Origin of the sequence: Streptomyces cyanogenus (genome assembly GCF_017526105.1) — a bacterium.
GTDB classification, from domain to species: domain Bacteria; phylum Actinomycetota; class Actinomycetes; order Streptomycetales; family Streptomycetaceae; genus Streptomyces; species Streptomyces cyanogenus.
Window position 1 is genome coordinate 3,778,789 of record NZ_CP071839.1, and the last position, 16,913, is coordinate 3,795,701.

Consider the following 16,913-nt stretch of genomic DNA (forward strand, 5'->3'; position numbering starts at 1 on the left):
GTCCGTTTAGGTAGCTTATACACTCCCCTGTGGTGTAATTGGCAACACGGGTCACTTTGGATGATTTGTTCCAGGTTCGAGTCCTGGCAGGGGAGCCGCACGCCTTCGGGCCCTGACACCACCGTCAGGGCCCGCACTCATTTCCCCCGCATGTCCCCCCGGTATCCTGCGGCTGTCACCCCCACCCATCCAGAGCCGAAGGGCAACCCCGTGAGCGCCATCCGCCCGGCCGCCGTCGTCGTTCTCGCAGCGGGTGAGGGCACCCGTATGAAGTCGGCCACACCGAAGGTCCTGCATCAGATCTGCGGTCGTTCCCTGGTCGGCCATGTACTGGCCGCCGCCCGTGAACTGGACCCGCAGCACCTGGTCGTCGTGGTCGGCCACGCCCGTGAGCAGGTCGGCGCCCACCTCGCCGAGATCGACCCGGCCACCAGGACCGCCGTGCAGGCGGAGCAGAACGGGACCGGGCACGCCGTACGGATGGGTCTGGAGGAGCTGGGCGGGGCGGTCCAGGGGACCGTCGTGGTGGTGTGCGGGGACACCCCGCTGCTCACCGCCGACACGCTCAAGCGGCTCGCCGAGACGCACAGCGCGGACGGTAACGCCGTGACCGTGCTCACCGCCGAGGTGCCGGACGCGACCGGTTACGGCCGGATCGTGCGGGACGAGGCGACGGGTGCCGTCACCGCGATCGTGGAGCACAAGGACGCGACCGAGGTCCAGCGGGAGATCCGGGAGATCAACAGCGGTGTGTTCGCGTTCGACGGGCAGCTGCTGGCGGACGCGCTGAGGAAGGTGCGGACGGACAACAGCCAGGGCGAGGAGTACCTCACCGACGTGCTGGGGATCCTGCGGGAGGCCGGGCACCGGGTGGGCGCCTCGGTGGCCGCCGACCACCGTGAGATCGCCGGGATCAACAACCGGGTGCAGCTCGCCGAGGCGCGGCGGATCCTGAACGACCGGCTGCTGGAGCGGGCCATGCTGGACGGGGTCACGGTCGTCGACCCGGCGACCACGTGGGTCGATGTGACCGTGACCTTCGAGCGGGACGCGGTGGTGCATCCGGGGACGCAGCTGACGGGGTCCACGCACCTGGGCGAGGGCGCCGAGGTGGGGCCGAACTGCCGGCTGAAGGACACGAAGGTGGGTCCGGGCGCGCGGGTGGACAACACGGTGGCCGACGGGGCTGTGGTGGGCGAGCGGGCGAGCGTGGGACCGTACGCGTATCTGCGGCCCGGGACCCGTCTCGGTGCCAAGGGGAAGATCGGCACGTACGTCGAGACGAAGAACGCGTCCATCGGGGAGGGCACGAAGGTGCCGCATCTGTCGTATGTCGGGGACGCGACGATCGGTGAGTACTCGAACATCGGCGCGGCGAGTGTGTTCGTGAACTACGACGGTCAGGACAAGCACCACACGACGGTCGGTTCGCATTGCCGGACCGGTTCGGACAACATGTTTGTGGCTCCTGTCACGGTCGGGGACGGTGCCTACACCGCCGCCGGGTCGGTGATCACGAAGGATGTGCCGCCCGGTTCGCTGGCCGTGGCCCGTGGTCAGCAGCGGAATATCGAGGGTTGGGTGGCTCGGAAGCGTCCGGGGAGCGCGGCGGCGAAGGCTGCCGAGGCGGCGTCCCGGCAGGGTGAGAGCGAGGGCTGACCGGAAACGGGTGCGCCAAACACGGCGTACCGTGATAAGTGCACATCCGCACGTGTGCACCCGCACCCTTACCAGCTGATACGGCCTCTCATGCCCAGCCGAGAGGTCGCCGAGCAGCCGGCTGGCTGAGACAACCTCTGAGGAGACTGTGCTGTGACCGGGATCAAGACGACCGGCGAGAAGAAGTTGATGTTCTTCTCCGGCCGCGCCCACCCCGAGCTTGCCGAGGAGGTCGCCCAGCAGCTGGGTGTCGGGGTCGTCCCGACGAAGGCCTTCGACTTCGCGAACGGTGAGATCTATGTGCGTTACCAGGAGTCGGCTCGTGGTGCGGACTGCTTCCTGATCCAGAGCCACACGGCTCCGATCAACAAGTGGATCATGGAGCAGCTGATCATGATCGACGCGCTGAAGCGTGCGTCGGCTCGTTCCATCACGGTGATCGTGCCGTTCTACGGTTACGCGCGGCAGGACAAGAAGCACCGGGGTCGTGAACCGATTTCGGCGCGTCTGATCGCGGATCTGATGAAGACGGCGGGTGCGGACCGGATCCTGACCGTGGATCTGCACACGGATCAGATCCAGGGTTTCTTCGACGGGCCGGTGGACCACCTGTTCGCGCTGCCGCTGCTGGCGGACTACGTGGGCCGGAAGGTGGACCGGGAGAAGCTGACGGTGGTGTCGCCGGACGCGGGCCGGGTGCGGGTGGCGGACCGGTGGTGCGACCGGCTCGGTGCGCCGCTGGCGATCGTGCACAAGCGGCGTGACAAGGACGTGGCGAACCAGGTGACGGTCCACGAGGTCGTGGGTGAGGTCAAGGGTCGTGTGTGTGTCCTGGTCGACGACATGATCGACACGGGTGGCACGATCTGTGCGGCTGCCGACGCGCTGTTCGCGCACGGTGCGGAGGACGTCATCGTGACGGCGACGCACGGTGTGCTGTCGGGGCCGGCCGCCGATCGGCTGAAGAACTCGCGGGTGAGTGAGTTCGTGTTCACGAACACGCTGCCGACGCCGGCGGAGCTGGGCCGGGATCTGGACAAGATCACGGTGCTGTCGATCGCTCCGACGATCGCGAGTGCGGTACGTGAGGTGTTCGAGGATGGTTCGGTGACCAGCCTCTTCGACGAGCAGTGAGGTTTCTGCACCTCCCTGCCGCACCCCTGAGGTGATCGTTTTGGGTACGGCCTCCCCCTCCGAGTAGACTGCTGCAGTTGCTCGGCGAGGGAGGCCGTACTCGTGTACGGCGGTCCGTTATCGACGCGCTCTTCGTAGCAGGCCGTTCGTGGCCGGGTGACCACGTCCGTTCCGATTTCCTACGAGGAGTGATCCACATGTCCGAGGTGAAGCTCAGCGCCGAGACGCGCACCGAGTTCGGCAAGGGTGCCGCGCGCCGTATCCGCCGTGACAACAAGGTGCCGGTCGTTCTGTACGGCCACGGCGCCGACCCGCTGCACCTGACCCTGCCGGGCCACGACCTGCTGCTGGCGCTGCGTACGCCGAACGTCCTGATCTCCCTGGACATCGACGGCAAGGCCAACGAGCTGGCGATCCCGAAGGCCGTGCAGCGCGACCCGCTGAAGGGCTTCCTGGAGCACGTCGACCTGCTGCTGGTCAAGCGCGGCGAGAAGGTCAACGTCGACATCCCCGTGCACACCGAGGGCGAGCTGGCCCCGGGCGGCAACCTGCTGGAGCACGTCCTGGACGCGCTGCCGGTGGAGACCGAGGCCACGCACATCCCCGAGTCGGTCACCGTCTCCGTCGAGGGCCTGGCGGCCGGCGCCTCCATCCTCGCCAAGGACATCACCCTCCCGTCCGGCACCACGCTGGCCGTCGAGGAGGACACGGTCGTCCTGCAGGTCCTGGCCGCGCAGGCCGAGGAGACCGAGGGCGAGGCCGCCGAGGGCGAGGAGGCGGCGGAGGCCTGATCCCCGCCGTCGTCATCATCTGTTCAGCCGCCGCTCCCCTCGCCGGGGGCGGCGGCTGGCGCGTATCAAGGAGACATGGACGTGACCACCCCCGCCAGTGATCCCTGGCTGATCGTCGGGCTCGGCAATCCCGGGCCGGAGTACGCCATGAACCGGCACAACGTCGGTTTCATGGTGGCCGACCTGCTCGCGGAGCGGATCGGGGGGAAGTTCAAGCGGGCGGGCAAGGCGCAGGCGCAGGTGCTGGAGGGGCGGATCGGTCCGGCGGGGCCGGGCAGCCGCCGGGTGGTGCTGGCGAAGCCGATGTCGTACATGAACCTGTCCGGTGGTCCGGTGAACGCGCTCCGGGACTTCTACAAGGTTCCGGTGGGGAACATCGTGGCGGTCCATGACGAGCTGGACATCGACTACGGCACGCTGCGGCTGAAGCTGGGCGGCGGTGACAACGGGCACAACGGTCTGAAGTCGATGACGAAGGCGATGGGGGCGGACTACCACCGGGTGCGGTTCGGGATCGGCCGGCCGCCGGGGCGGATGCAGGTGGCCGATTTCGTGCTGAAGGACTTCTCGTCGGCGGAGCGCAAGGAGCTGGACTACTTCGTGGACCGTGCGGCGGACGCGGTGGAGTGTCTGGTGACGGAGGGGCTGGAGCGGGCGCAGAGCGCGTACAACTCCTGAGCGTGCTGGGTGTGGGGGATGTCGTACAACTGCTGACTTGTCCGCCCGGGTCGCTCGCCGGAGTTGACCGGTCGTAGGGGTATGGCCAATGATCCCGGCCATGCCTGCCACAGCCCGTACTGCTCGTCAGGCGTCCGTGTCCGCGTTGCGGTTCGGGCGGGTCGCGACGATGGGTGCGCTCGCCGCGCTGATCCTGTTCGCCGGTGTGTGGGGTTCCTGGGGGACCGCGCAGCACGTGATGCTGACCAAGGGGCGCGAGCGCGGCACGGTCCGGGTGACGCGGTGCGCGGAGGGTGTGTGCAGCGGTCCGTTCACGCCGGCGTCGGCGGGGGCGGGTGCCCGTGCGCGGGTGGAGATCGAGCAGTCCGTCGCGGTGCGTTCGGGGACGACGTACGACGTCGTGCTCAAGCCCGGCACCGGGGAGGCGGTGCGGTCCGGTCCGGCGGGGATCCTGTATGCGTGGGTGCCGCTGGGCGGGGCGCTGCTGCTGGCCGCGGTGGTGGTCGCCGGCGGGATGCGGCTGGTGCGGCCGGCGTGGGTGCTGGGGCTGGTCGGCGCGGGGCTGCTGACGGCGGTGTTCGTGGCGTTGCAGTGACTGGAACGAACGGTGCCCCCGAGGTCGTACGACCTCGGGGGCACCGTTCGTTCCGGCGGGTCAGCCGGTGTTGCGCAGGCCTGCTGCCACGCCGTTGACCGTGAGGAGCAGGGCGCGGGAGAGCAGCGGGTCGGGGCTGACGCCGGCCGCGGCGGCGTCGCGCTGCCGCTTGAGCAGGGCGACCTGGAGGTAGGAGATCGGGTCCAGGTAGGCGTCGCGGATGGCGAAGGTCTGCTTGAGGACCGGCTGGGCGTCGAGGAGTTCGTTCTCGCCGGTGACGCGCAGGACCTCGCGGACGGTCAGCTCGTGTTCGGCCTTGATGGTGTCGAAGACGTGCTTGAGCTGGTCGGGGACGAGGGTGTCGACGTAGTGCTGGGCGATCCGCAGGTCCGTCTTGGCGAGGGTCATCTCGACGTTGGAGATGAAGTTGCGGAAGAAGTGCCACTGCTGGTGCATCTCGTCGAGCACGGTGTCCAGGCCGGCCTCGCGCAGCGCCTTGAGGCCGGAGCCGACGCCGAACCAGCCGGGCACGATCTGCCGGGACTGGGTCCAGCCGAACACCCACGGGATGGCGCGCAGGCCGTCGAGCGAGACGCCGGAGCCGGGGCGGCGGGAGGGCCGGGAGCCCAGGTGCAGGTCGGCGAGCTGGTCCACCGGTGTCGACGCCAGGAAGTACGTCGGCAGGTCGGGGTCCTCGACGAGGCGGCGGTAGGCGGCGTGGGCGGCGTCGGAGACGACGTCCATGGCCGCGTCCCAGCGGGCGAGGGCCTCGTCGGACTGGCGGGGCGCGGTGTGCAGGGCGGAGGCCTGGAGGGTGGCCGCGACGGTCAGTTCCAGGTTCTCCCGGGCCAGCGAGGGGATGAGGTACTTGTCGGAGATGACCTCGCCCTGCTCGGTGACCTTGATCTCGCCCTCCAGGGTGCCCCAGGGCTGGGCGAGGATGGCGTCGTGGGAGGGGCCGCCGCCGCGGCCGACGGTGCCGCCGCGGCCGTGGAAGAGGCGGAGGCGTACGCCGTAGCGGTGGGCGACGTCGCGCAGCCGGCGCTGGGCGCGGTGGATCTCCCACTGGCTGGTGGTGATGCCGCCGAACTTGGAGGAGTCGGAGTAGCCGAGCATGACCTCCTGGACGTCGCCGCGCAGCGCGACGAGGCGCCGGTAGGACGGGTCGGAGAGCATGTCCTCCAGGATGGTGTCGGCGGCCTTGAGTTCGTCGGTGGTCTCCAGGAGGGGGACGATGCCGATCTTGGCCCAGCCGGCGTGCAGGTCGAGGAGGCCGGCCTCGCGGGCGAGGACGGCGGCGGCGAAGACGTCGTCGGCGCCCTGGCACATGGAGATGATGTAGGACTCGATGACCTCGGGGCCGAAGACCTCCAGGGCCTTCTTGACGGTCTGGAAGACGCCGAGGGTCTTCTGTCCGGCGGCGTCGACGGGGGCCGGGGTGGGGGCGAGCGGCCTTCTGGACCTGAGTTCCTTGGCGAGGAGCTTGGCCCGGTACTCGCGGGGCATGTCGGCGTAGCGCCAGGACTCCTCACCGAGGCGGTCGAAGAGCTGGCCGAGGGCGTGGTGGTGGGCGTCGGCGTGTTCGCGGACGTCCATGGTGGCGAGCTGGAGGCCGAAGGCGGCCAGGGTGCGGATGGTGCGGGCGAGGCGGCCGTCGGCGAACAGGCCGCCGCGGTGCTCGCGCAGGGAGGTCTGGATGATCCTGAGGTCCGCGAGCAGTTCGCCGGTGCCGAGGTAGTCGCGGCCCGCCTCGTGGGGGGTGCCCTTGGCGAGGCGCTGCTTGGTGTTCTCCAGCTTCTGCCGGATGCAGGTGGCCTTGAGCCGGTAGGGCTCCTCGGCGTTGAGCCGCTTGTACCGGGGGCTGATCTCGGGGAGCAGCTCCAGGTCGGTCTTGAGGGAGTCGAGCAGCTCTTCGGTGGCTCCGGCGTAGCGGATGGAGTTGGAGAGCAGTCCGCGCAGCTCGTCGATCGTCTCCAGCGCGTCGTTGATGCCGTGCTCGTGCTGGAGGATGAGGATGTCCCAGGTGACCTGGGGGGTGACGTTGGGGTTGCCGTCGCGGTCGCCGCCGATCCAGGTGCCGAAGGTGAGGGGGCGGGTGTCGTCGGGCAGCTTGACGCCGACGCGCTCCAGTTCCGCCGTCAGGTCCTCCAGGACGTCGCCGACCGCCTCGGCGTGCAGTTCGTCGAGGTAGTAGATGGCGTTGCGGGCCTCGTCGGCGGGCTCGGGCCGTACGACGCGCAGCTCGTCGGTCTGCCAGACGAGGTCGATGTTCTCGGCCAGGCGGACGTCGTGGCGGCGGCGGTCGGAGTCGAGGACGGGGGTGTCCAGGAGCGCGGCGATGCGCCGGAGCTTGTTCAGGACGGACCGGCGGGCGGCCTCGGTGGGGTGTGCGGTGAAAACCGGGCGGACGTTCAGATTCCGGACGGTCTGCCGGAGGTGTTCGGGGTCGGCGTCCTTGAGCCGGTCGGCGGTGCGGGAGAGCAGGCCGCCCTCGGCGGCGCGCCGGGCGCGCAGCTCGCGTCCGCGGTGCACCTGTTCGGTGATGTTGGCAAGGTGGAAGTAGGTGGAGAAGGCGCGGACCAGCTTGGCCGCGGTCTCCAGTTCTGTGCCGCGCAGCAGCTCGGCGGCGGCCTCGCCGTCCTCGCGCGTGAGGCGGCGAACCTTCTCGACCAGTTCGAGGAGCTCGGGCCCCTCCTGCCTGACGAGCGTCTCGCCCAGGAGATCGCCCAGGCGGCGGATGTCGGCGCGCAGCTCGGTGCTGGTCGTGGTGGTCTGGTCGTCGGCACTGCTCACAGGTGCGGCTCCTTGCAGTGTTGAAGCTCGTCTGGAAGGGAACCCGGCCGGCTGCCACGCGGCGGGGCGCCGCATACGGGCCGGTGCGTCCGGGAAGGAAACTTCAGCGGACCGCGCTGTCCGACCGAGTCCAAGGATAGGTGGCCATGTGGACGCGCAGGCTCTGGGGCTCTTGCCGCCGCACGGCTCACTGCCATACTTACGACGCCGTAGGTTACGGAACCGTAGGGAACAACCGTCGAGTCCCGCTCGGTCCCGGTGGCCTGGCATCTGTCTCGACCCTCGACCCCACAGGGGACGCGCATGACCTCAAGTTCCGATGTGATCGAAGAAGCCCGTAAGGCCACCGACACACCCCCTCCCACCGCCACCCTGGGCGGCGAGCAGAAGCGTTCGATCGAGCAGATCACGCTGCTCCTGTTCATCGTCGTGCCCTTCGTGGCACTCGTGGCGGCCGTGCCGCTGGCCTGGGGCTGGGGGGTGAGCTGGCTCGATCTGGGCCTGCTGGTCTTCTTCTACTTCCTCGGGTGCCACGGCATCACCATCGGTTTCCACCGCTATTTCACCCACGGCTCGTTCAAGGCCAAGCGGCCGCTCAGGATCGCGCTGGCGATCATGGGCTCGATGGCGGTCGAGGGGCCGCTGGTGCGCTGGGTGGCCGACCACCGCAAGCACCACAAGTTCTCCGACGCCGAGGGTGACCCGCATTCACCCTGGCGGTTCGGGGAGACGCTTCCGGCGCTGATGAAGGGCCTGTGGTGGGCCCACATCGGCTGGATGTTCGACGAGGAGCAGACCCCGCAGGACAAGTACGCGCCGGACCTGATCAAGGACAGGGCGATCCGGGCGATCTCCCGCCAGTTCGTCCTGTGGACGGCCCTGTCGCTGGGGCTGCCGCCGCTGATCGGCGGTCTGGTGACGATGTCCTGGTGGGGTGCGTTCACCGCGTTCTTCTGGGGTTCCCTCGTGCGGGTGGCGCTGCTGCACCATGTGACGTGGTCGATCAACTCGATCTGTCACGCGGTGGGCAAGCGGCCGTTCAAGTCGCGGGACCGCTCGGGCAACGTGTGGTGGCTGGCGGTCCTGTCCTGCGGGGAGTCCTGGCACAACCTGCACCACGCCGACCCGACCTCGGCGCGGCACGGTGTGATGCGCGGGCAGCTCGACTCCTCCGCGCGGTTCATCCGCTGGTTCGAGCTGCTCGGCTGGGCGTACGACGTGCGCTGGCCGTCACGCTCGCGTATCGATTCGCGCCGCAACACCGCGGAAGGCGGTTCCCGGCGCCGGAAGGAGCCCGCCGAGGCGGCATGATTGACGCCGTGGCGACCGATCCCAGCAGCAATCAAGGCAACGACAAGCAGCGGCGGACCCGCCGGACCCGTATGACCGGTGCCGAGCGCCGCCAGCAGTTGCTGGAGATCGGTCGCACCCTCTTCGCGGCGAAGGGTTTCGAGGGCACGTCGGTGGAGGAGATCGCGGCGAAGGCCGGGGTGTCCAAGCCGGTGGTGTACGAGCACTTCGGCGGCAAGGAGGGGCTGTACGCGGTGGTGGTGGACCGCGAGATGCGGCGCCTGCTGGACATGGTGACGGGTTCGCTGACCGCAGGCCATCCCCGTGAACTGTGCGAACAGGCGGCGTTCGCGCTGCTGGACTACATCGAGGAGTACACGGACGGCTTCCGCATCCTGGTCCGTGACTCCCCCATCCCGCAGTCCACGGGGTCCTTCGCCTCGCTGATCTCGGACATCGCCACGCAGGTCGAGGACATTCTGGGCCGCGAGTTCAAGAGCCGCGGCTTCGACCCGAAGCTGGCCCCCCTCTACGCCCAGGCCCTGGTCGGCATGGTCGCCCTGACCGGCCAGTGGTGGCTGGACGTGCGCCGCCCGAAGAAGGCGGAGGTCGCGGCGCACCTGGTGAATCTGGCGTGGCACGGCCTGGACGGGCTGGAGCAGAAGCCGCGGCTGATAGGGCACCGCAAGAGCTGAGCGTCCTAGGGGGCCGGTTCCAGGAACTCCAGCCGGTTGCCGACGGGGTCCTCGGAGTAGAAGCGCCGGTGGCCGGGGAGGGCGTCGTCCCAGGTGACGGGCGCGCCGAGCGCGGTGAGCCGGGCCGCGTAGGCCTCGATGTCCCGCACCCGCAGCCAGGGGTGGGCCTTCTTCGCGGGCCGGAAGTCGCGCTGGATCCCCAGGTGGAGCTGGACGAAGCCGGCCTCGAACCAGCAGCCGCCGCGTGCGGCGAGCGCCGGCGGCTTGGGGATCTCGGTCATGCCGAGGACACCGGTGTAGTAGGCGCGCAGCCGGTCCTCGGATCCGACGGGGGCGGCGAGCTGGACGTGGTCGAGGGCGACGAGCACGCTCAGGACTCCTTCACGGCCACGGCGAACAGCCGGCGGAACGGCAGGACCGTGCCGTAGGGGGCGCTCGGATAGGCCCTGCGCAGCAGGTCGCGGTACTCGTCGAGGAACGCGTCGCGGGCCTCGGGGTCGTCGGCGAGGGCGGTCAGGGCGGGCCGCAGGCCGGTGCCCTTGACCCAGTCGAGCACCGGGTCCTGGCCGGTCAGGACGTGGAAGTACGTCGTCTGCCAGACGTCGGCCGTGCAGCCGAGGCGGGTGAGGCGGTCCAGGTAGGTGCCGGGGGTGTGCACGGAGTCCGTGCGGCGCAGGACGCCGCCGAGGCGGTCGCGCCAGCGGGGGGTGCCGGCGAGGTCGCGCATGAGGGCGTGCAGCGGGGCGTCGATGTTGTCCGGTACCTGGAAGGCGAGGGTGCCGCCCGGGCGCAGGCCCGCGGTCCAGTCGGGGAAGCGGTCGGCGTGGCCCGGCACCCACTGCAGGGTGGCGTTGGAGACGATCAGGTCGTACGGCTCGGCGGGCGTCCAGGTGCGGATGTCGGCGTGGGCGAAGTCGAGGCGGCCGCCGCCGGCCGTCGGTCCCTCGTGGTCGACGTGGGCCTTGTCGAGCATCTCGGGCGAGTTGTCGTAGCCGGTGATGCGGGCGGTGGGCCAGCGGTCGGCGAGCAGGGCGGTGACGTTGCCGGGGCCGCAGCCGAGGTCGGCGATGCGGGGCCGGTCGCCGGGCAGCCCGGGGACGCGGGCGAGGAGGTCGGCGAAGGGCCGGGCCCGGTGCCCGGCGTGGCGGAGGTACTGGGCGGGGTCCCAGGTGGGCGTCGTCATGCCTGCCACTTTCCCCAAGGTATCTCTCGACGTCAAGAGACTCCACATCAAGAGACTTCACGTCGACACAACCACTACACTGATCTCCATGGAGGACGAGGTCGATCGGCTGGTCGCAGCGTGGCGCCGGGAGCGTCCGGACCTCGACGTGGAGCCGCTGGAAGTGCTCAGCCGGGTGAGCCGACTCGCCCGGCACCTGGACCGCGCCCGCCGGCTCGCCTTCGCCGAGCACCAGCTGGAGCCCTGGGAGTTCGACGTGCTGACCGCGCTGCGGCGCGCGGGCACGCCGTACCAGCTCTCCCCCGGTCAGCTGCTGACCCAGACCCTGGTCACCTCGGGCACGATGACCAACCGCATCGACCGGCTGGCGAAGAAGGGCCTGGTGGAGCGGCTGCCCGACCCGAGCGACCGGCGCGGTGTGCTGGTCCGGCTGACCCACGAGGGCCGCGACCGCGCGGACCAGGCGCTGGCCGGCCTGCTGGAGCAGGAGCGGGCCATCCTCGGCGAGCTGTCCCGCGCCCAGCGCGCCGAACTGGCCGGCCTGCTACGCCAGCTGACCGCCCCGTTCGACAACATCCCCGGCTAGGTCCACCGGGCCCACCCCGGCCCGCCGGGCCAGCGCGACGGCGGCCAGCGTGGAGTGGACGCCCAGTTTGCCGAGGACGTTCTGCATATGGGTGCGGACGGTGTGCGGGGACAGGAACAGCCGCTCGGCGACGGCCTTGCGGCCGAGCCCGGCCACCATGCAGCGCAGCACCTCCCGCTCCCTCGGGGTGAGGGACTCCACCAGCCGTTCGCTCTCGGTGCGGTGCCTGCGCGCCGCGGTCAGCTCCTTGAGCACCCCGGTGAGCAGCGCGGGCGGCAGGTGGGTCTCGTCGCGCAGCACTCCCCGGATCACCGTCAGCAGCCGGGACAGCGAGCAGTCCTTGGCGACCCAGCCGGAGGCCCCGGCCTGCAGCGCGAGGGCCGCGCGGCGCGGGTCGTCCTTCTCGGCGAGGACGACGATCCGTACGGCGGGCTGGGCGGCGCGGACCCCGGTGACGAGGGAGATGCCGTCGACCAGCCCCTCCTCGTCGCCGTCCTGCACAGGTACGGCCGGGCGGACGCCGGGCAGGTTGCCGCCCAGGTCGGCGTCGACCAGGAGCACGTCGTAGCGACGGCCCTCGCCGGCGGCGCGCTCCAGGCAGCGCAGCGCGGCCGGGCCGCTGCCGGCGGCGGAGACGTCGACGTCGGGCTCGGCGGCCAGGGCAGCGGCGAGCGACTCGGCGAAGATGCGGTGGTCGTCCACGACCAGGACTCGGATACGAACCACGAAACCCCCTTCCCCAGGCTCCGCATGGAGCAGGGGAGACCAAGGTCCGGAAAGCTCCGGAATAGGCTGGTCCGGAAAACGCCCGGAAACGGATCCGGAGAACGACGACCCGCGCGGGTACGGCACCCGCGGACAGGGACGCGCGCCGCACGGCCGCCGCCGTTGCGGACACTGTTACCCCCACCGCGGGTGTCGTACCCGCCTGTCTCGCCCCCTGAGCGGCACCGGCCCCCACCGGTGCTGTTCCTCAGAGTACGGATGGGAGCACGCAGCGGAAGGAGATTTGCAGAACTGGCCGTACGGCGCGTTTATGGTGTGCCGCATGTTTCGTATTGAGGCGGAAGTCGACAAAGCCCGACGTGATCTGCTCCGCTCGCGGCTGCGGGACACCAACACGGCGGCGTCCCCGGTCCTCGCCGCGCTGCGCGGGACGCCCGGCGAGCGCGAGGTCCCCCTCCACGTCTGGGCGCTGGACCCGGCCGGCGACCTGGCGGGCGGGCTGGTCGGCCACACCTGGACGACCTGGATGCACGTCACCTACCTGTGGACCGACCCCCGCCACCGCGGCGCGGGCCTCGGCTCCCGCCTGCTGGCGGAGGCGGAACGCATCGCCGCGGCCGACCGCGGCTGCACCGCGTCCCGCCTGGAGACCTGGGACTTCCAGGCGCCGGAGTTCTACCGGAAACAGGGCTACGAGGTGGTGTGCGTGATCCCCGACTACCCGCCGGGGATCACGGAGTACACGCTGACGAAGCGCCTGGGCTGACGGGGGCTCGGTCCCCCGGGGCGGGCGGGGGCGGCGGCAGGGGCGGATACGGCGGCCGGGGCGGGACCCGGGGGCCGGGCGGGCCCGAGGGTGCGGGCGGCGGCTGGGGCTCCGCCGAGCGCCGGGGCCGGGGCGCCGCGGGCCGCGGAGTCAGGGGTGGGGCCGGGGCCGGCGGGGGCGGTGGCGGGAGTTCGTCGTCCGCGAGCACGGGGCCGCCCGCTCGCAGCCGCTCGACGGTCCGCTCGGCCCGGCGGCGGGCCCGGGGGTCGTCGTCGCGCCGGAAGAGCAGCCGCACGCTGAGCGGGGAGCGGTACCCGAGCGCGAGGCCGGCGCCGCGCGACTCCTCCGTGGCGACCAGCCGGTACCCGAGCGCGTGCGCAATCTCCTCGGCCCGGGCCTTCACGGCCACCGTCCCCCGGATCTCGACGTGCCCCCGGCCGTCGAAGCGCGAACGGATCTCGTCGTCCTCCATCAGCGGTCCCGGGAATGCCGGTCGGCCGCCGGGGCCTTCAGCTGGTCCCATTCCTCCCACGCCATGTGTGGCCTCCCCCGCCTCTCCTGGTGCACCGCCGGACACGGCCGTGGCAGGCATGCACCTTACTGGCACGCCGAGTCCGGTGGCATACGGGGGACTTCTCCTCGGCGAGCGCACCGGCCCCGTACTCGGTCATCGCGTACGGGGCCGGTGGGTGTCAGTTCAGTCGGTGGGCGCCCGCCGACGGGACCGCTTCGAAGAGCCGCGGTGCCTTGAAGGCCGCTGCCGCGAAGGCCTCCTCGATGGTCTTGGTGAGGGTGTCGACCTCGGTGGCCTCGGTCAGGACGATGGCCGAGCCGCCGAAGCCGCCGCCGGTCATGCGGGCGCCCAGGGCACCGTGTGCGAGGGCGGTGTCGACGACCAGGTCGAGCTCCGGGCAGGAGATGCGGAAGTCGTCGCGGAGGGAGGCGTGACCCGCGGTGAGGACCGGACCGATCGCGCGGGTGTCGCCGGCGCGCAGGAGGGCGACGATGCGTTCGACCCGTTCGTCCTCCGTGACCACGTGGCGGACCAGGCGGACGACCTCCTCCTCGTCGCCGAGGCGGGCGAGGGCCGCGTCCAGGCCGTCGTACGGGATGTCCCGCAGGGCGTCGACGCCGAGCAGGGCCGCGCCCTTCTCGCAGCCGGCCCGGCGCTTGCCGTACTCGCCGCCGCTGTGGGCGTGCTTGACCTGGGTGTCCACGACCAGCAGGCGCAGGCCCTCGGCCGCGAGGTCGAAGGGGATCTGCTGCTGGGACAGGTCGCGGGTGTCGAGGAAGAGCGCGTGTCCGGGCTCGCAGCAGGCCGACGCCGTCTGGTCCATGATGCCGGTCGGGGCGCCGACGTAGACGTTCTCGGCGCGCTGGCACAGGCGGGCCAGCCTCCAGCGCTGCAGGCCGAGCTCGTACAGGTCGTTCAGGGCCAGGGCGACCACGACCTCCAGCGCCGCGGACGAGGACAGGCCCGCGCCCGTCGGGACCGTGGAGGCGAGGTGGATGTCGGCGCCGGTGACGGCGTGGCCCGCCTCGCGCAGGGCCCAGACCACACCCGCCGGGTACGCCGTCCACTCCCGGTCGGTCTCCGGGGCGAGGGCGTCCAGCCGCAGCTCCGTGACCTGTGCGCCCCCGCCGTCGATGTCCGCCGAGTGCAGCCGCAGGATCCCGTCGGTGCGGCGGGAGACCGCCGCGATGGCCTGGTGCGGCAGCGCGAACGGCATGACGAAGCCGTCGTTGTAGTCGGTGTGCTCGCCGATCAGGTTGACCCGGCCCGGCGCCGCCCACACGCCCTCCGGCTCCGCCCCGTACAGCTCGGCGAAGCGTTCGGCGACCTGCTGTGCCCCCACTAGTGCTCCCTTGTGATGCTCTGCGTGAACTCCCACGCGTCCGCGACGATGCCCGCGAGATCCGCGCGGGTCGGGTTCCAGCCCAGTTTCTCGCGGGCGGTGTCCGCGGAGGCGACCAGGACGGCGGGGTCGCCGCCCCGGCGCGGGGCGACCACCTCGGGGATCGGGTGGCCGGTGACCTCGCGGACGGTCTCGACGACCTGGCGGACGGAGAAGCCGTTGCCGTTGCCGAGGTTGCAGATCAGGTGCTCGCCCGGCCGGGCGGCCGTGAGGGCCAGCAGGTGGGCGTCGGCCAGGTCGGCGACGTGGATGTAGTCGCGGACGCAGGTGCCGTCGGGGGTCGGGTAGTCGTCGCCGTAGACCGAGATCGCCTCGCGACGGCCCTGGGCGACCTGGAGGACCAGCGGGATCAGGTGCGACTCGGGGTCGTGCCGCTCGCCGTACGCGCCGTACGCGCCCGCCACGTTGAAGTAGCGCAGGGACACCGCGGCCAGGCCGTGGGCGACCGCCTCGCTGGTGATCATGTGGTCGACGGCGAGCTTGGAGGCGCCGTAGGGGCTGGTGGGCCGGGTCGGGGCGGTCTCCCGGATCGGGGTCTGCTCCGGCTCGCCGTAGGTGGCGGCGGTGGAGGAGAACACCAGCGTGCGGACGCCGGCCTCGCGCATCGCGGCGAGCAGCGCCATGCTGCCGCCGACGTTGTTCTCCCAGTACTTCTCCGGCTTTACCACCGACTCGCCGACCTGCGAGAACGCGGCGAAGTGCAGCACTCCATCGAAGGAGGGGTCGAGCCATTTGGCGGCGTCGCGGATGTCGCCCTCGATGAAGGCCGCGCCGGCCGGGACGCCCGCGCGGAAGCCGGTGGAGAGGTTGTCGAGGACGGTGACCTCGTGGCCCGCCTCCAGCAGGTGCTGCGCCACGACACTGCCGACGTATCCCGCGCCACCCGTCACCAGGTACTTCATGAACTCGCTACCTCTCGCAGTCGCTCGGCCGCGCGCTCCGGCGGCACGTCGTTGATGAACACGTTCATGCCGGACTCGGAACCCGCGAGAAACTTCAGCTTGCCGGAAGTGCGGCGGATGGTGAAAAGCTCGAGGTGGAGCGCGAAGTCGTCGCGCGTCACACCGCCGAACTCCGCCAGCGCGCCGAACGGGGCCTGGTGCCAGCCCGCGATGTACGGGGTCGGAGGCTCGGCCACGGCGTTCCCCCCTCCGTCCCGCCCGTCGAAGATCCGGTCGAAGCGCCTCAAGAGTTCCAGATAGACCTGGGGGAATTCTGTGCGGGCCGCCTCGTCGAGCGCGAGCAGGTCGGGCACGCGGCGCTTCGGGTACAGGTGGACCTCGTACGGCCAGTGCGCCGCGTACGGCACGAAGGCCGCCCAGTGTTCACCCTCAAGGACGACCCGCTCACCGGCGAGTTCCCGCTCCAGGACGGCGTCGAACAGGTTCTCCCCGCCGGTGGCCTCCTTGTGGGCGGCGAGCGAGCGGAGCATCAGGGCGGTGCGTGGGGTGGTGAAGGGGTAGGCGTAGATCTGTCCGTGCGGGTGGCCGAGGGTCACACCGATCTCGGCACCGCGGTTCTCGAAACAGAACACCTGCTCGACGGAGGGCAGATGCGACAGCTCCGACGTGCGGTCCGTCCACGCGTCCAGCACCAGGCGCGCCTGTTCCCCGGTGAGGTCGGCGAAGGAGGCATCGTGATCGGAGGTGAAGCAGACCACCTCGCAGCGGCCGGAGTCGCCGGCGAGGGAGGGGAACCGGTTCTCGAAGACGACGACGTCGTAGGAGGAGTCCGGGATCTCGCTCAGTCGCTCGCCGCGCGTCGGGCACAGGGGGCACTCGTCGGCCGGCGGATGGTAGGTGCGGCCCTGGCGGTGCGAGGCGACGGCGACGGAGTCGCCGAGCAGCGGGTCGCGGCGGATCTCGGACGTGGTGACCGTACGGTCCAGCGGGCGCCGGTCGACCGCGTCGCGGACCGCGTCGTCCCGAAGGTCGTAGTAGATCAGCTCGCGACCGTCGGCCAGCCGGGTCGAGGTCTTCTTCACGCCGGACTCCTTGTTCAGCCCCGAGGGGTGTGTCCGCACCCCATCACTCAACACAATCAAACATAACAGACCACAACTCGACAACTCCTTGGTCGATCACAATCAAACAAAGAACAC

At 70.9% G+C, this 16,913-nt stretch carries 17 protein-coding genes and 1 tRNA gene; 10 read left to right on the forward strand and 8 right to left on the reverse strand.

The genetic code is table 11. The features are described from left to right. The first annotated feature begins 23 nt into the window (after positions 1-23). The 6 genes from S1361_RS16825 (at position 24) to S1361_RS16850 (ending at position 4,857) form a co-directional block, all read left to right on the forward strand. A tRNA-Gln gene (locus tag S1361_RS16825) sits at positions 24-95 on the forward strand. A gap of 115 nt (positions 96-210) precedes the next feature. Further along, on the forward strand, positions 211-1,659 hold the full coding sequence (gene glmU, locus S1361_RS16830) for a bifunctional UDP-N-acetylglucosamine diphosphorylase/glucosamine-1-phosphate N-acetyltransferase GlmU (RefSeq protein WP_208032656.1): 1,449 nt from the start codon (positions 211-213) through the stop codon (positions 1,657-1,659). 153 nt (positions 1,660-1,812) lie between these two features. After that, entirely contained in the window at positions 1,813-2,793 is a 981-nt protein-coding gene (locus S1361_RS16835) for a ribose-phosphate diphosphokinase (RefSeq protein WP_208032657.1), read from the forward strand. Positions 2,794-2,990: 197 nt separating this feature from the next. Then, a complete protein-coding gene (locus tag S1361_RS16840; protein ID WP_208032658.1) occupies positions 2,991-3,584 on the forward strand; it encodes a 50S ribosomal protein L25/general stress protein Ctc in 594 nt (197 codons plus the stop codon). Positions 3,585-3,659: 75 nt separating this feature from the next. Next, complete coding sequence (gene pth, locus S1361_RS16845) at positions 3,660-4,262, forward strand: aminoacyl-tRNA hydrolase (protein WP_208032659.1); 603 nt, start codon at positions 3,660-3,662, stop codon at positions 4,260-4,262. Between the two features lie 88 nt (positions 4,263-4,350). Continuing rightward, a complete protein-coding gene (locus tag S1361_RS16850; RefSeq protein WP_208032660.1) occupies positions 4,351-4,857 on the forward strand; it encodes a hypothetical protein in 507 nt (168 codons plus the stop codon). A gap of 60 nt (positions 4,858-4,917) precedes the next feature. On the opposite strand, the gene ppc is transcribed toward S1361_RS16850, so the two are convergent. Continuing rightward, positions 4,918-7,650, reverse strand: coding sequence for a phosphoenolpyruvate carboxylase (ppc, locus tag S1361_RS16855; protein WP_208032661.1), 2,733 nt, complete (start codon positions 7,648-7,650; stop codon positions 4,918-4,920). 303 nt (positions 7,651-7,953) lie between these two features. Here ppc and S1361_RS16860 point away from each other — a divergent pair, with 303 nt between their 5' ends. Together S1361_RS16860 and S1361_RS16865 are read left to right on the forward strand one after the other, a co-directional pair. After that, positions 7,954-8,961 carry an acyl-CoA desaturase gene (locus S1361_RS16860; protein WP_208032662.1) on the forward strand — a complete coding sequence of 336 codons (1,008 nt, stop codon included), beginning with the start codon at positions 7,954-7,956 and terminating at the stop codon, positions 8,959-8,961. Continuing rightward, positions 8,958-9,635, forward strand: a complete 678-nt coding sequence (locus S1361_RS16865; protein ID WP_208032663.1) for a TetR/AcrR family transcriptional regulator — start codon at positions 8,958-8,960, stop codon at positions 9,633-9,635. Before S1361_RS16860 ends, S1361_RS16865 begins: the two co-directional genes overlap by 4 nt. 5 nt (positions 9,636-9,640) lie before the next feature. On the opposite strand, the gene S1361_RS16870 is transcribed toward S1361_RS16865, so the two are convergent. Then, on the reverse strand, positions 9,641-10,003 hold the full coding sequence (locus S1361_RS16870) for a VOC family protein (RefSeq protein ID WP_208032664.1): 363 nt from the start codon (positions 10,001-10,003) through the stop codon (positions 9,641-9,643). Positions 10,004-10,005: 2 nt separating this feature from the next. Continuing rightward, positions 10,006-10,818, reverse strand: coding sequence for a trans-aconitate 2-methyltransferase (locus S1361_RS16875; RefSeq protein WP_208032665.1), 813 nt, complete (start codon positions 10,816-10,818; stop codon positions 10,006-10,008). An 88-nt stretch (positions 10,819-10,906) separates the two neighbouring features. Here S1361_RS16875 and tamR point away from each other — a divergent pair, with 88 nt between their 5' ends. Then, positions 10,907-11,404: a MarR family transcriptional regulator TamR gene (tamR, locus tag S1361_RS16880; RefSeq protein ID WP_208032666.1), complete on the forward strand. Its 498-nt coding sequence runs from the start codon at positions 10,907-10,909 to the stop codon at positions 11,402-11,404. On the opposite strand, the gene S1361_RS16885 is transcribed toward tamR, so the two are convergent. Then, on the reverse strand, positions 11,363-12,130 hold the full coding sequence (locus tag S1361_RS16885; RefSeq protein ID WP_208032667.1) for a LuxR C-terminal-related transcriptional regulator: 768 nt from the start codon (positions 12,128-12,130) through the stop codon (positions 11,363-11,365). The genes tamR and S1361_RS16885 overlap by 42 nt on opposite strands. Before the next feature lie 310 nt (positions 12,131-12,440). On the opposite strand from S1361_RS16885, the gene S1361_RS16890 reads away from it, so the two are divergent. Beyond that, complete coding sequence (locus S1361_RS16890; protein WP_208036636.1) at positions 12,441-12,896, forward strand: GNAT family N-acetyltransferase; 456 nt, start codon at positions 12,441-12,443, stop codon at positions 12,894-12,896. Here S1361_RS16890 and S1361_RS16895 read toward each other — a convergent pair. The 4 genes from S1361_RS16895 to galT all read right to left on the reverse strand — a co-directional run bounded on the left by S1361_RS16895 (position 12,862) and on the right by galT (position 16,796). Further along, positions 12,862-13,368, reverse strand: coding sequence for a hypothetical protein (locus S1361_RS16895; RefSeq protein WP_208032668.1), 507 nt, complete (start codon positions 13,366-13,368; stop codon positions 12,862-12,864). The two genes, S1361_RS16890 and S1361_RS16895, sit on opposite strands and share 35 nt — an antisense overlap. A 220-nt stretch (positions 13,369-13,588) precedes the next feature. After that, on the reverse strand, positions 13,589-14,752 hold the full coding sequence (gene galK / locus S1361_RS16900; protein ID WP_208032669.1) for a galactokinase: 1,164 nt from the start codon (positions 14,750-14,752) through the stop codon (positions 13,589-13,591). Continuing rightward, on the reverse strand, positions 14,752-15,714 hold the full coding sequence (galE, locus tag S1361_RS16905; RefSeq protein WP_208032670.1) for a UDP-glucose 4-epimerase GalE: 963 nt from the start codon (positions 15,712-15,714) through the stop codon (positions 14,752-14,754). The genes galK and galE overlap by 1 nt, the downstream gene beginning before the upstream one ends. Beyond that, positions 15,711-16,796: a galactose-1-phosphate uridylyltransferase gene (gene galT, locus S1361_RS16910; RefSeq protein WP_208032671.1), complete on the reverse strand. Its 1,086-nt coding sequence runs from the start codon at positions 16,794-16,796 to the stop codon at positions 15,711-15,713. Before galT ends, galE begins: the two co-directional genes overlap by 4 nt. Positions 16,797-16,913: the final 117 nt, after the last annotated feature.